The following is a 13,578-nucleotide window of genomic DNA, read 5'->3' on the forward strand; positions in this document are numbered from 1 at the left end:
CGGACTGATATAATAAAAGGTACTGTATGTAACTGTGTGGGGGTTAGGCATGACTGACATTCGGCAAAGACAAAAGCAAATTCGAAACTTTTCGATTATCGCACATATTGATCACGGTAAATCTACGCTCGCGGACCGCATTCTTGAATTCACAGGAGCGCTTTCGTCCCGTGAAATGCAGGAACAGGTTCTCGACCAGATGGACCTTGAGCGGGAACGCGGTATCACCATCAAGCTTCAGGCCGTGCGCCTGAACTACAAGGCCGATGACGGTCAGGAATATATCCTGAACCTGATCGACACTCCCGGACACGTCGACTTTACGTACGAGGTATCGCGGAGTATGGCGGCCTGCGAAGGCGCGCTGCTCGTTGTGGACGCGGCCCAGGGGATTGAAGCCCAGACGCTGGCCAACGTATATCTGGCCCTGGACAACAATCTGGAAATTCTCCCGGTCATCAACAAGATCGACCTGCCGAGTGCCGATCCGGAACGCGTCAAGCAGGAAGTGGAAGACGTGATCGGACTGGATGCGAGCGAAGCGGTTCTGGCCTCGGCCAAAGCCGGCATCGGCATCAAGGAAATTTTGGAGCAGGTGTGCCAGAAGGTACCCGCACCGCAGGGCGATCCCGACGAGCCGCTGAAAGCGCTCATCTTCGATTCGCATTACGATCCGTACAAAGGCGTTATCGTGTACGTGCGTGTCGTGGACGGTGCGATCAAAGCCGGCACGAAAATCAAGTTCATGGCGACGGGCAAAGTGTTCGACGTGATCGAAGTCGGCGCCTTCAAGCCGCGCATGTCCATCGTGGACGAGCTGAACGTCGGCGATGTCGGCTTTATCGTGGCCGGAATCAAGAACGTCGGCGATACCCGCGTCGGGGATACAGTCACGAACGCCGTTAAACCGGCTGTGGAACCGCTGCCCGGCTACCGCAAAATCAATCCGATGGTATTCTGCGGGCTTTACCCGATCGAAACATCGGATTACAACGATCTGCGCGAAGCGCTCGAGAAGCTGGAGCTTAACGACGCGTCGCTGACGTACGAGCCGGAGACTTCCTCCGCGCTCGGCTTCGGTTTCCGCTGCGGGTTCCTGGGCCTTCTCCATATGGAGATTATTCAGGAACGCATCGAGCGCGAATTCAACATTCCGCTTATTACGACGGCGCCAAGCGTTATTTACCGCATCACGATGACGAACGGCGAGATCATCGAAATCGACAACCCGTCGAACTATCCGGATCCGCAGCGGATCGACTTCGTTGAGGAGCCTTACGTGAAGGCGTCGGTTATCGTGCCGAACGACTTTGTCGGCGCGATTATGGAGCTCTGCCAAGGCAAGCGCGGCGAGTTCATCAACATGGAGTACCTGGACACGAACCGGGTGACGCTGTCATACGACATTCCGCTTGCGGAAATCGTGTATGACTTCTTCGATCTTCTGAAATCCCGGACAAAGGGCTACGCCTCGTTCGATTATGAAATTTCCGGGTACAAGAAATCCAACCTGGTTAAAATGGACATTATGCTGAACGGCGAGCAGGTGGATGCTTTGTCATTCATCGTTCACCGGGACGGCGCCTACAACCGGGGCCGCATTATTTGCGAGAAGCTCAAAGAGCTTATCCCGCGGCAAATGTTCGAAGTGCCGATTCAAGCCGCAATCGGACAGAAAATCATTTCGCGCGAAACCGTCAAGGCGATGCGGAAGAACGTTCTGGCCAAATGTTACGGCGGCGACATCTCGCGGAAACGGAAACTGCTCGAGAAGCAGAAGGAAGGCAAGAAGCGGATGAAGCAGGTCGGCAGCGTGGAAGTGCCGCAGGAAGCGTTCATGGCGGTACTCCGTATCGACGACAACTAATTACAAGGAATGACCGAGAAATAGGAGCCGCGTGCTCCTATTTTTATTGCCTTCGATCTTTTCCGCTTTTCATAGTACAATGAAGGAACGGCCGTGAGGCCGGACCCTTTCTGGAAAGGAACTACCCGCAATGAATACACGTTATACCGCCCCCGAGGCGGTTTATATCCATATTCCTTTTTGCACGAACAAATGCTTTTACTGCGATTTCAATTCCTATGTCCTTAAAGGACAGCCCGTCATGGACTATCTGGATGCTCTCGAGCGTGAGATGGAACGTACGGTGCAGGCGCAGCCGCCGGGCAAGATCGCGACGATTTTCGTGGGCGGGGGCACGCCGACGGTGCTGCTGCCCGATCAGATGGCGCATTTTCTGAAACTGGTGAAAACTTATTTCCCGGATCAGCACGAGAATCTTGAATTTTCAATGGAAGCCAACCCCGGAACGACGGACCTCGAAAAGCTGGCGGCGATGAAAGAAGGCGGCGTCAACCGGATTTCGTTCGGCGTCCAGTCGTTCGACAACGGCCTGCTGGAGACGATCGGCCGTATTCATAACACGGACGACGTTTACCGGAGCCTGGAAAATGCGGCGAAGGTGGGCTTCAGCAACATGTCGATCGACCTGATGTTCGGGCTGCCCAACCAGACGCCGGAGATTATGGAGAAAACGCTGAACGAAGCGCTTGCTCTCGATCTCAAGCATTATTCGATTTACAGCCTGAAGGTGGAAGAGAATACTCTCTTCCATACGATGTATCACAAAAACCAGCTTCCGCTCCCGAGCGAGGACGACGAGCTGGATATGTATCTGCTCATTATGCGCCGGTTGAAGGAAGCGGGCTACGCCCAGTACGAAATCAGCAATTTCGCGCGTCCGGGTTACGAAAGCCGGCATAACACGACGTACTGGCGCAACCGGCCTTATTACGGTCTTGGCGCGGGGGCTCACGGCTACGCCGAAGAACATCGTCACGTCAATGTCAAAGGGGTACAGCCGTATATTGACCGGACAAAGGAAGGCCTTCCGCATCTGGAAAGATTCCCTGTCACGCAGCAGGAGGCGATGGAGGACTTTATGATGGTCGGCCTGCGCCTCCTGGAAGGAATCAGCGGAGACGATTTTGCCGCTCAATTCGGCGTTCCGGTGGAAGAGAAGTTCGGCGGGATTCTGGACAGCCTGATTAAACGCGGGCTGCTCGAACGCGCCGGAAACAAGATCCGTTTGTCGGAGCAGGGCATTTTGTTCGGCAACGACGTGTTCGCTTCGTTCCTCGAATAGCGGCAGGCGCGAGGAGTCGGACCGGATATGCCACCGCTACCTTCCAATGTGGAGCACGGAGACTACCTTGACCGAGGGCGTCCCGGGCAGGAGAACACCCGTCATTGAGGCTTCAAGCCCCATTCAAAATTTTACAAAAAGCCACTTGTGCGATTATGCACGCTGATGTATATTTATTCAATATACGATTGCGTGTAAAAATCGCACAAAACGGCTTTTTTGTTTTTTTTCGGATTTATCATACATTTTCAGCAGGCGAATGGTGGGATGCGAGATGACAGTGGCTTGCCGCAGAGCAACGGAAGACGATATAGAAGAACTCGTACATATTATACAAGGATATGCACGCCAGGGGATTATGCTTCCCCGGGACCGCGAGATGGTCCGGCGGCATTTGGATACCTTTGTCGTGGCGGTGGACGAAGACGCGCTGATCGGCTGCGGGTCGCTCACGAGACTGGGGGAGAATCTGGTGGAAATCCGCTCGCTGGGCGTTTCCGAGGATTACAAAGGCCAGGGAGTCGGAACCAGACTGGTGGATTTCCTGCTGGAGGAGGCGCGCCGTCTGAATATTACGAAGGTGATGGCCCTCACATACGAAGTAAAATTTTTTCAGAAAAACGGCTTCAGAATTGTGCCGAAACATATCTTTCCGGAAAAAGTGTGGACGGACTGCATCCACTGCAAAAAACAGTACTGCTGCGACGAGATTGCGGTACTCCGGGAGTTGGATTGAACTTGACAACAGGCCGAAAGGTCTGTTATTTTTGTAATAGGAATTAGCACTCGTTAAGGTTGAGTGCTAACGAAGCGGATTGTGCACGAGCGGCGCATTCATGCGGCGGTTACCTGTATGTAAAGGAGGAGTTAGTATGTTGACGGAGCGTCAGCGGATGATTTTGAATGCCATTGTAGATGATTATATTCGTTCCGCGGAGCCGATCGGTTCCAGAAGCATTTCCAAACGGGGCGATGTCGGGTTCAGCCCGGCCACGATCCGCAACGAAATGTCGGATCTCGAAGAATTGGGCTTTCTGGAGCAGCCGCACACGTCAGCAGGCCGTATTCCTTCTCATAAAGGGTACCGTTATTATGTAGATCACCTGGTGCGGCACGGTACGCTGGATGCTCACGAGCTGGAGACAGTCAAACTGTTCTTCGCGGAGAAAGTCCAGGAGATGGAAGAGGTCATTCAGCACACGGCGAATATGCTGTCGGGTCTGACCAATTACACTTCGATTGTACTCGGGCCTGAGGTTTTTACCAATACGCTGAAGCACCTGCAGATTATTCCGCTGAACGACAAGACCGCCGTTGCGATTATCGTGACGAATACGGGACATGTCGAGAATAAAACCGTTGCGATCCCGCCGGGATTGCCGATGAACGAAATCGAGAAGGTCGTCAACCTGCTGAACGCACGCCTTCAGGGTGTGCCGCTGCTGCAGTTCAAGTCGAAGCTCTATACGGAAGTGGCCGGTGAGCTGAATAAGTACGCCGAGGGCTACCACGAGCTTTTCACCATGGTCGAAAGTGTGCTTGAGAATGACGAGAAAGACCGCATTTTCCTGGGCGGCACGACCAATATGCTGACACAGCCCGAATTTAAAGATGTGGATAAAGTTAAAAATATTTTGGATCTGCTGGAGCAAACTCCGGTTTTATTCAAATTGGTGACTTCGTCGCCCACAGGTCTCCAAATCAAGATAGGTTCGGAGAACAGTCTGGCCGCCATGAACGATTGCAGCCTGATTACGGCGACCTATTCGTATGACGATCAGCCGCTTGGAACGATCGGTATACTCGGACCCACGCGGATGGAATATGCCAAAGTGATCCGGCTTCTCGAGCACTTGTCCGCCAATATGGAAGTTCTTCTGTCCAGGTGGTACAAATAACAAGATAGGCTTACAATGAGAGTTTGCACGAAGTTTAAGCGGGATTAGCTGGGGCAAACTTAAACGTGGCCGGCTGACGCCGGCCCGTCCACTCTTTCAAGGAGGTGAACACGACAAGTGAGTACCGAAGAAACGAAGAACATCAACCCGGATACGAACACCGCGGAAGCAGAAGAAGCTACATACGACGCGGAACAAGCAGAAGCTGCCGAAGCAGCGGCTCCTGAAGCGGAAGGCGCGGCCTCCGGCGGGAATACGGAGCTGGATGAGCTGCGTAAAGCGGCAGAGGAGAGCCAGCAGCGTTTGCTGCGCGCCCAGGCCGATTTCGACAATTTCCGCCGCCGTACGCGCCAGGAGAAAGAAGAGTTTGCGAAGTACGCTTCTCTTAAGCTGATCGAACAAATGCTGCCGGTCATCGACAATTTCGACCGTGCGCTGGTTTCCAGCCGCGAGACGCAGGATTTCGAAGCTCTCACCAAAGGGATCGAAATGGTGTACAGACAGCTCGAGCAGCTGATGACCCAGGAGGGTCTGACGCCGATCGAAGCGGTAGGCCAGCCCTTTAACCCTGAATTCCACCAGGCAATCATGCAGGTGGAATCGGATGAGCATGAAGAAGGCATCGTTGTGGAAGAAGTCCAGAAGGGCTATATGCTGAAGGATAAAGTCATCCGTCCTTCGATGGTTAAAGTCAGCATGTAAGCCCCAAGGGCATTCGGGCCCGGCGAATTCATATATACGCACCCCTAATAAGGAGGAAATAGATTATTATGAGCAAAGTAATCGGTATTGACTTAGGAACCACCAACTCCTGCGTAGCCGTAATGGAAGGCGGCGAAGCCGTCGTTATCCCTAACGCCGAAGGAAACCGCACCACTCCGTCCGTAGTGGGCTTCAAGAAAGACGGGGAGCGCGTTGTGGGCGAGACGGCAAAGCGCCAGTCCATCACGAACCCGGACCGCACGATTATCTCCATCAAGCGTCACATCGGTACGAACCACAAGGAATCCATTGACGGCAAAGACTACACGCCGCAAGAGATCTCCGCGATCATTCTGCAAAAGCTGAAAGCAGACGCCGAGGCTTACCTGGGCTCCCCGGTAACTCAGGCGGTTATCACGGTTCCGGCTTACTTCAACGACAGCCAGCGTCAAGCGACCAAAGACGCCGGTAAAATCGCGGGTCTTGAAGTACTCCGTATCGTCAACGAGCCAACGGCGGCCGCACTTGCATACGGTCTGGAGAAATCCGAAGATCAGACAATCCTCGTGTATGACCTTGGCGGCGGTACGTTCGACGTATCCATCCTTGAACTCGGCGACGGCTTCTTCGAAGTTAAAGCGACAAGCGGCGACAACAAGCTGGGCGGCGACGACTTCGACCAAGTGATCATCGATCACCTGACGGCTGAATTCAAGAAAGAGCACGGAATCGATCTGAGCAAGGACAAAGCGGCTGTGCAGCGTCTGAAAGATGCGGCCGAGAAAGCGAAGAAAGAGCTTTCCAGCGTCCTGACAACGACGGTTTCCCTGCCGTTCATCACTGTAGTTGACGGAGTGCCTCAGCACTTGGAGCTTAACCTGACCCGCGCCAAGTTCGAAGAGCTTTCCGCGAATCTGGTAGAAAGAACACTCGGCCCGACTCGCCAGGCTCTGAGCGATGCAGGCTTGTCCCCAAGCCAAATCGACAAAGTCGTACTGGTCGGCGGATCGACTCGTATCCCGGCTGTTGTCGAAGAAATCAAAAAGCTGATCGGCAAAGATCCGCACAAAGGCGTTAACCCGGATGAAGTGGTTGCTCTTGGCGCCGCCGTACAAGCGGGCGTGCTGACCGGCGACGTTAAAGATGTGGTCCTTCTGGACGTGACTCCGCTGTCCCTCGGTATCGAAACGGCCGGCGGCGTATTCACCAAAATGATCGACCGCAATACGACGATCCCTACAAGCAAATCCCAGGTGTACACGACTTACGCGGACAACCAGACGAGCGTGGAAATTCACGTTCTGCAAGGCGAGCGTGCGATGGCTAACGATAACAAAACACTCGGACGCTTCATGCTGGGAGACATTCCTCCGGCGCCGCGCGGTGTTCCGCAAGTCGAAGTTACTTTCGATATCGATGCGAACGGTATCGTAAACGTATCGGCTCTCGATAAAGGAACAGGCAAAAGCCAGAAGATCACGATCACTTCTTCCAGCGGTCTGAGCGATGAAGAAATCGATAAAATGATGAAGGATGCGGAGGCGCACGCCGAAGAAGACCGCAACCGCAAAGAACTCGTTGAAGTCCGCAACCAGGCTGACCAGCTTGTTTACAGCACGGACAAAACGATCAAGGATCTGGGCGACAAAGTAGACCAGGCCGAGATCGACAAAGCGAACGCCGCGAAGGAAAAAGTGAAGCAGGCGCTCGAAGGCAACGACCTGGCTGCAATCAAAGCGGCTACGGAAGAGCTGACCGAAGTGGTTCAGCAGCTTTCCGTGAAGCTCTATGAGCAGGCGGCCCAGCAGCAAGGCGCGGGCGAAGCGGCGGGAGAAGCATCCGACGCCGGCAAGAAAGATAACGTAGTCGATGCGGATTACGAAGTAGTTGACGAGGACAAAGACAAGAAATAAGGGAATTTCACACCGGGAATTGTCAGACACAAAGAGAAGTCAAAGCCGTCCGAAAACGGCTTTGACTTTCCCTATGTTGCGACATGAGTGTCCGGTTGAGGTTGCCGCAAAGCAGCGGGGGTGGAGCGATGAGTAAACGGGACTATTATGAAGTGCTGGGTGTCGGCAAAGACGCGTCCGCGGAGGATGTCAAAAAAGCGTACCGCAAACTGGCGCGCCAGTATCATCCGGATGTGAACAAGGCAGACGATGCCGAAACGAAGTTTAAAGAGGCTAAAGAAGCGTACGACGTACTCAGCGACGATCAGAAGCGCTCGACGTACGACCGTTTCGGGCATGTCGATCCGAATCAGGGAATGGGCGGCGGAGGCATGGGCGGCGCCGATTTCGGAGGATTCGGGGATATTTTCGACATGTTCTTCGGGGGCGGAGGCGGCGGCCGCCGCAATCCGAACGCGCCTCAGCGCGGCAGCGATCTGCAGTATAACTTGCAAATCGAATTCAAGGAAGCGGTATTCGGCAAGGAGCTGGACCTGCAGATTCCGCGCACGGAAAACTGCGACAAGTGCTCGGGTTCGGGCGCCAAACCGGGAACACACCCGGAGACCTGTACTACCTGTCAAGGTTCGGGACAGCAGGAAGTGGTTCAGAATACGCCGTTCGGCCGTATCGTGAACCGACGTCCGTGCTCGACCTGTAACGGCCAAGGCAAAATTATCCGTCACAAGTGCGGAGAATGCGGCGGGTCCGGCAAGGTCAAGAAGCAGCGCAAGATACACATCAAAATCCCGGCCGGCGTAGACGACGGCGCTCAGCTCCGCGTCAGCGGAGAGGGCGAAAGCGGTACGCGCGGAGGCCCGGCGGGTGACCTGTACGTCGTTATTCACGTGAAGGCGCACGAGTATTTCGAGCGCAGAGACGACGATATTTATCTGGATATGCCGCTGACCTTCGTGCAGGCGGCGCTCGGCGCGGAAGTGGAAGTGCCGACTCTGACGGAGAAAGTGAAGCTGAAAATTCCGGCAGGCACGGATACGGGAACGTATTTCCGTCTGCGCGGCAAAGGCGTACCGAAGCTTCGCGGCTACGGACAGGGCGACCAGCATGTGCGCGTCGTGATTGTGACGCCGAAAAACATGACCGACGAGCAGAAGGATCTGCTTCGCGAGTTCGCGAAAGTAAGCGGAGAAGATACGAAAGAGCACGAGGAGTCTTTCTTCGACCGGATGCGCAAGGCATTCCGCGGAGACTGATTCCTGTAAGATAACCGCATGGCGCATGTCTGCGGAGCGAGCACCTTTCCCTGGCGGAAAGGTGCTTTTTCTTTTGCGGATGGGTAAAATTTCGGGCTGGAACATCATACAATTTGCTGTATAATAATTCGTTGTGCCCTTACAGGGACGCTCCGGCATACAGGAGCGCGGACGGCAATTTTTAACGCAAAGGAGAGTCTTACTTGAAACCCAACATGGAATTGCGGCGGACGCTGAAGCTCTGGCATATCGTGGTTATCGGCCTCGGCTATATGGCTCCCATGGCCGTGTTCGACACATACGGTATCGTCTCGGAGGAAACGGGAGGGCACGTCCCGGCCGCTTACGCGCTGACTCTGCTGGCGATCCTTTTCACGGCGTCCAGCTACGGCAAAATGGTAAAAGTATACCCGACGGCGGGCTCGGCTTACGCGTACGCACGGAACACGATTCACCCGTATGCGGGCTTTCTGGTCGGTTGGGCGGCGCTGCTGGACTACTTGTTCCTGCCCATGATCAACGCTCTGCTGACGGGCATTTATTTATCCGCGGTTTTCCCGGAAATTCCGGCCTGGATCTGGATCGTCGGGTTTGTCCTCTTTATTACGGCGCTGAACCTGCTGAAGGTGAAAATAACGGCTTCGGTCAACACGTTCCTCGTGCTTTTCCAGATCGTCGTTGTGGTCCTGTTCGCCGCACTGGCCGTAAAAGGCCTTATGAACGGGCAAGGAGTCGGAGAGGTGTTTACCGCCCAGCCTTTCTACGCTCCGGACATGTCCATCCCGGCGCTGCTCGTAGGCGCCTCGATCCTGTGCTTCGCTTTCCTCGGATTCGATGCGGTATCGACTTTGACCGAAGAGACGGTGAACCCGGAAAAGAACACGCCGCGGGCCATCATTCTCGTCGCGATGATCGGGGGGCTCCTGTTTATGACGGCTTCCTACTTTACCCAGTCGCTGTTCCCGGACGTTTCCGTGTTTGAGGACCCGGAAGGAGCCTCGCCGGAAATCGCCTTGTTTATCGGGGGCAAGGTGTTTCAGCTCGTGTTCCTGGCCGCGGCGCTTTCGTCCACACTGGCCTCGGGCCTCGTTTCGCTGACGAGCGTTACCCGCCTTTTGTACGCCATGGGCCGCGACAGCTATCTGCCGAAAAGGTTTTTCGGATATGTGCATCCGAAATCGGGGACGCCGGTTTATAACGTCCTGTTTATCGGCTGTATTTCGCTGATCGCGTTGAAGCTCGACCTCGTTACGGCCACTTCGTTTATTAACTTCGGGGCGCTTATCGCATTCACGTTTGTAAACCTTTCGGTCATTATTCATTATATTTTTAAAAAGAAGCAGAGAAGCTTCGGCGATTATATGCGCTATCTCGTCGCACCGCTAATCGGAGCGGCGTTTGTGGCTTATATCTGGACGCATCTCGACCGCCACTCGATGACACTGGGTTTGATCTGGACGTCAGTCGGAGTCCTTTATTTGATCTACCTGGTCGGGGTCGCGAAAAGAGACGTGAAAAAAATCCGGATGGACGATTCCGGAAGTTAACAGGAGTCCCGGGACAAACTCGATAGACTTACTGGCCGGGCAGCGGGTTGCGCCGTAAGTCCGCCGCCGTCTTTGCCGGTGGTAAACATGCACTCGCTCCAATCCGCGATCCCGGCCGTATCCGGACGGATTCGGGTGCATGCGGACGAGCGGCTTGTCGCCGGCCTCCATCGCGGGGGTCAAGAACTGCGCAGGGAGCCTCACGGGGTAGTCGGACCGGAGGAGCACGCCCCCTGCTGCATAAAAAAAGCTTCTGCAAAGCATGCTAATTTTTAGCTTGCATAAGGAGGCGTATACGATGAGTGAAAACCGGAACGAACAGGCAGAAATCTCCGAAGAGATCTCCCAGCTGATTCCGATCGGCAAAAACGAGGATGTGGAATTCAGTTCGGAAGCGGCCGACGCGGAGGATCTGGAAGCCCTGCAGCGCGCGAATGCCGCGGACAGCCGTCAGGAGCGGCAGGGTCCATGAGCGAGAAGAGCATACTCGCGACCTTCCGCTCCCCCGAAGAAGCCGAGGGGGCGGCAGCCAAGCTGAAAGCGCTGCGGGTGATCGATATGCAGATCGCCCGCTTCGACCGCTTTCAGGGAGAAGACGTTCAGCAGCAGATGAATCCGCTGACCGGGGATTTCGCCAGCCTCGGCAACTTGACGCAGAGTGCCGAGTGGTATTCGCGCGACGCGGGAATTCTCGCGGCAGCGGACCCTACCGCCAGCGGAATGAGCGACGGCGGGTCGGGGATGCCGACCGGCCGCGATATTTTGCTGACGGTCGTGGTGGACGAGAGCTCGCATCATCAGGCGATGCGTGTGATCCGCGAATGCGGGGGCGAGATCTGACGGCCTGCCTGAGGTAACGAGCCGGACGAAGCGTTTGCCGCCCCGCATAGCGGCAGACAGCCGTGGATGCACACGGCGTATAGCGGCAAGCCCCCCGCGCCGCGGCCGGCTGCAAGCATGCGGCCCGCCGTTTCCGGCGCGCGCGAATCTCCGGCCCGCGTTGCGGCGCTGCGCGGTGGTCGGTCCCGGCCGCAGATCGCCTCAGCCGCACGATGCCGTAAGCTGCTCGGCCCAGGCCGCCTGACGGAGGCTAAGCCCGCAATTGCAGCGCAAAAGCTCTCACCTCCGGGTTTCCCAGCGGAGAGTGAGGGCTTTTTTGCATACTCCGCATGGGAGGGTAGCGCGGCGGGCGCTGACGGTTTTACCGGGCTTGTAAAGTATAGTACAATAACAAGATATGTGAGCGGATAAGCAAGGCCAAAAATCCGCAAGGGGGAACAAGTCGCGATGCGTTGGCATGAAATTACGGTAAACACGACGGAACAAGCCGTCGAAATGATCTCCAATTTTCTCCATGAATTTGGAGCCGGAGGGGTTTCTATCGAAGAATCCGGCACTTTGAATAAGAAGCGGGATACTTCGCTCGGACAATGGTATGAGCTGCCTTTTAACGATATTCCGGAAGGCCGTGCCGTGATCAAAGGATATTTTTCCGAAGGAACCGAGCTGGATTCCATCATGAGCACGTTGAAGCAATCGGTTGACGGACTGGCCGAATTCGGCATCGATACGGGCAATCCGTCTTACGAGCTGCGCGAGGTGGACGACGAAGACTGGGCGAACGCCTGGAAGCAGTATTTTAAACCCGTCCGCATTACCGAGCGTCTGACGATCAAACCGACATGGGAAGAATATGCGGCATCGGAAGGCGAGATCATTCTGGAGCTCGATCCGGGTATGGCCTTCGGTACGGGAACCCATGCTACCACATCGCTTTGCCTCAAGACGCTGGAAGAGGTCATAAAGGGCGGCGAAGATGTGATCGACGTCGGTACCGGTTCCGGCATCCTGTCGATTGCGGCGGCCAAACTCGGAGCGCGCGGCGTTCTTGCGGTTGATCTTGACCCGGTGGCGGTTTCGAGCGCAACCGATAACGTCAAGCTTAACGGACTGGAGAACAAGATCAGCGTGAAGCTGAGCGATCTCCTGGGCGTTTTCAAAGAAAGTGAAGCGGGCGGAGGCACGGATCTCGGCGTAAAGCTCCCCGTCCAGGTGGTCGTCGCGAACATTTTGGCGGAAATTATTCTGCTCTTCGTTGACGATGTGTACAAAGTGCTGGCACCGGGCGGCTGTTACGTCGTTTCGGGCGTCATCCTAAGCAAGCAGAAAGATGTGGAAAACGGTCTTCTCGCAGCGGGCTTTGAAGTCGAGGACGTGCGCCGCGACGGAGAGTGGGTCGTGCTGATCGCGCGGAAACGGTAGGGGGCGGCATGGGGGATTTTAATGCCATTTTGCAGCTGCTGCCGTTCACGCTGCTCGTGCTCATCATCGCCTTTACGGTGCATGAGTTCGCGCACGCCTACTCGGCTTACAAATTCGGAGACCCTACCGCTTACAAGGAGGGCAGGGTGACGCTGAATCCCCGCGTCCATCTCGATGTCCTGGGGACGCTGCTCTTCGTCATCGCCGGGTTCGGCTGGGCGAAGCCCGTTCCCGTCCGGCGGTCGAATTTCAAAAAGCCCCGCCTCATGGGCGTGATCGTCAGCTTCGCCGGGCCTTTCAGCAATCTGGTGCTCGGTTTCCTCGGCATTATCGTATTCTATGTGCTGCTGAATTACACCGGAATCGTGGGCTGGTCCGCGGGCATTCAGAAAGCCGTGCTCATTTTTATGATCCTGTTCGTGAAAATGAACGTGCTGCTGTTCATCCTGAACCTCCTTCCGGTTCCTCCTCTCGACGGATACCGGATTCTGGAGGATGTGCTCCCGGCCGCCGGGCGCGAAAAGCTCAGGCAATACGAGCAGTGGGGGATGCTTGTGCTGCTGCTGGTCGCGTTTATCCCGCCTTTGTACCGGGTAACGCTGGGGCCGATTTTTTCGCTGCAGTACGATATCATTTATGCGTTTAACGATCTGATCGGTTCGCTGTTCGGCCAGCGCTTGCCCATCGACCAGTTTTTCCGGCTGATCGGGTAAAAAGGGCGCTGCGGTACTCCCGCAGACGGGCCGGGCTCCTCACATAAATGGCGGAGAAGGCCGGGCAGCCCCGGCCGGCTTTATGAAAATTTGTGCCAGCGGTAGCTTTTGGCACGAGAACATTGTAAGATGAAATGTACG

Annotated in this window: 12 protein-coding genes; all 12 read left to right on the forward strand. The window is 55.4% G+C overall.

Annotated features, from left to right (window positions below; translation table 11 throughout):
* Nucleotides 1-49 precede the first annotated feature (49 nt).
* The 12 genes from lepA (at nt 50) to C4S74_RS01040 (ending at nt 13,437) form a co-directional block, all read left to right on the forward strand.
* Complete coding sequence (lepA, locus tag C4S74_RS00985; RefSeq protein ID WP_103993511.1) at nt 50-1,867, forward strand: translation elongation factor 4; 1,818 nt, start codon at nt 50-52, stop codon at nt 1,865-1,867.
* 130 nt (nt 1,868-1,997) lie between these two features.
* Nucleotides 1,998-3,149 carry a radical SAM family heme chaperone HemW gene (gene hemW, locus C4S74_RS00990; protein WP_103993512.1) on the forward strand — a complete coding sequence of 384 codons (1,152 nt, stop codon included), beginning with the start codon at nt 1,998-2,000 and terminating at the stop codon, nt 3,147-3,149.
* A gap of 274 nt (nt 3,150-3,423) precedes the next feature.
* Nucleotides 3,424-3,885, forward strand: coding sequence for an N-acetyltransferase (locus C4S74_RS00995; protein ID WP_103993513.1), 462 nt, complete (start codon nt 3,424-3,426; stop codon nt 3,883-3,885).
* Nucleotides 3,886-4,021: 136 nt separating this feature from the next.
* A complete protein-coding gene (gene hrcA / locus C4S74_RS01000) occupies nt 4,022-5,047 on the forward strand; it encodes a heat-inducible transcriptional repressor HrcA (RefSeq protein WP_103993514.1) in 1,026 nt (341 codons plus the stop codon).
* 117 nt (nt 5,048-5,164) lie between these two features.
* Entirely contained in the window at nt 5,165-5,749 is a 585-nt protein-coding gene (grpE, locus tag C4S74_RS01005; RefSeq protein ID WP_103993515.1) for a nucleotide exchange factor GrpE, read from the forward strand.
* Between the two features lie 68 nt (nt 5,750-5,817).
* On the forward strand, nt 5,818-7,662 hold the full coding sequence (gene dnaK, locus C4S74_RS01010) for a molecular chaperone DnaK (RefSeq protein ID WP_103993516.1): 1,845 nt from the start codon (nt 5,818-5,820) through the stop codon (nt 7,660-7,662).
* A 128-nt stretch (nt 7,663-7,790) separates the two neighbouring features.
* Complete coding sequence (dnaJ, locus tag C4S74_RS01015; protein ID WP_009675385.1) at nt 7,791-8,915, forward strand: molecular chaperone DnaJ; 1,125 nt, start codon at nt 7,791-7,793, stop codon at nt 8,913-8,915.
* A 203-nt stretch (nt 8,916-9,118) separates the two neighbouring features.
* Complete coding sequence (locus C4S74_RS01020; protein WP_103993517.1) at nt 9,119-10,462, forward strand: APC family permease; 1,344 nt, start codon at nt 9,119-9,121, stop codon at nt 10,460-10,462.
* A gap of 298 nt (nt 10,463-10,760) precedes the next feature.
* Nucleotides 10,761-10,934: a YfhD family protein gene (locus tag C4S74_RS01025; protein ID WP_103993518.1), complete on the forward strand. Its 174-nt coding sequence runs from the start codon at nt 10,761-10,763 to the stop codon at nt 10,932-10,934.
* Entirely contained in the window at nt 10,931-11,302 is a 372-nt protein-coding gene (locus C4S74_RS01030) for a hypothetical protein (RefSeq protein ID WP_103993519.1), read from the forward strand. Before C4S74_RS01025 ends, C4S74_RS01030 begins: the two co-directional genes overlap by 4 nt.
* 447 nt (nt 11,303-11,749) lie before the next feature.
* A complete protein-coding gene (prmA, locus tag C4S74_RS01035) occupies nt 11,750-12,724 on the forward strand; it encodes a 50S ribosomal protein L11 methyltransferase (RefSeq protein ID WP_103993520.1) in 975 nt (324 codons plus the stop codon).
* A gap of 8 nt (nt 12,725-12,732) precedes the next feature.
* On the forward strand, nt 12,733-13,437 hold the full coding sequence (locus C4S74_RS01040; protein WP_103993521.1) for a site-2 protease family protein: 705 nt from the start codon (nt 12,733-12,735) through the stop codon (nt 13,435-13,437).
* Nucleotides 13,438-13,578 lie beyond the last annotated feature (141 nt).

The sequence above is a fragment of the Paenibacillus sp. UNC499MF genome, assembly GCF_900107975.1.
Lineage (GTDB): Bacteria > Bacillota > Bacilli > Paenibacillales > NBRC-103111 > Paenibacillus_F.

What these genes read in the sequence shown, in the direction of transcription:
- lepA (WP_103993511.1), top strand. Translation starts at nt 50, where the DNA reads ATGACTGACATTCGGCAAAGACAAAAGCAAATTCGAAACTTTTCGATT.
- hemW (WP_103993512.1), top strand. Translation starts at nt 1,998, where the DNA reads ATGAATACACGTTATACCGCCCCCGAGGCGGTTTATATCCATATTCCT.
- C4S74_RS00995 (WP_103993513.1), top strand. Translation starts at nt 3,424, where the DNA reads ATGACAGTGGCTTGCCGCAGAGCAACGGAAGACGATATAGAAGAACTC.
- hrcA (WP_103993514.1), top strand. Translation starts at nt 4,022, where the DNA reads ATGTTGACGGAGCGTCAGCGGATGATTTTGAATGCCATTGTAGATGAT.
- dnaK (WP_103993516.1), top strand. Translation starts at nt 5,818, where the DNA reads ATGAGCAAAGTAATCGGTATTGACTTAGGAACCACCAACTCCTGCGTA.
- dnaJ (WP_009675385.1), top strand. Translation starts at nt 7,791, where the DNA reads ATGAGTAAACGGGACTATTATGAAGTGCTGGGTGTCGGCAAAGACGCG.
- C4S74_RS01025 (WP_103993518.1), top strand. Translation starts at nt 10,761, where the DNA reads ATGAGTGAAAACCGGAACGAACAGGCAGAAATCTCCGAAGAGATCTCC.
- C4S74_RS01030 (WP_103993519.1), top strand. Translation starts at nt 10,931, where the DNA reads ATGAGCGAGAAGAGCATACTCGCGACCTTCCGCTCCCCCGAAGAAGCC.
- prmA (WP_103993520.1), top strand. Translation starts at nt 11,750, where the DNA reads ATGCGTTGGCATGAAATTACGGTAAACACGACGGAACAAGCCGTCGAA.
- C4S74_RS01040 (WP_103993521.1), top strand. Translation starts at nt 12,733, where the DNA reads ATGGGGGATTTTAATGCCATTTTGCAGCTGCTGCCGTTCACGCTGCTC.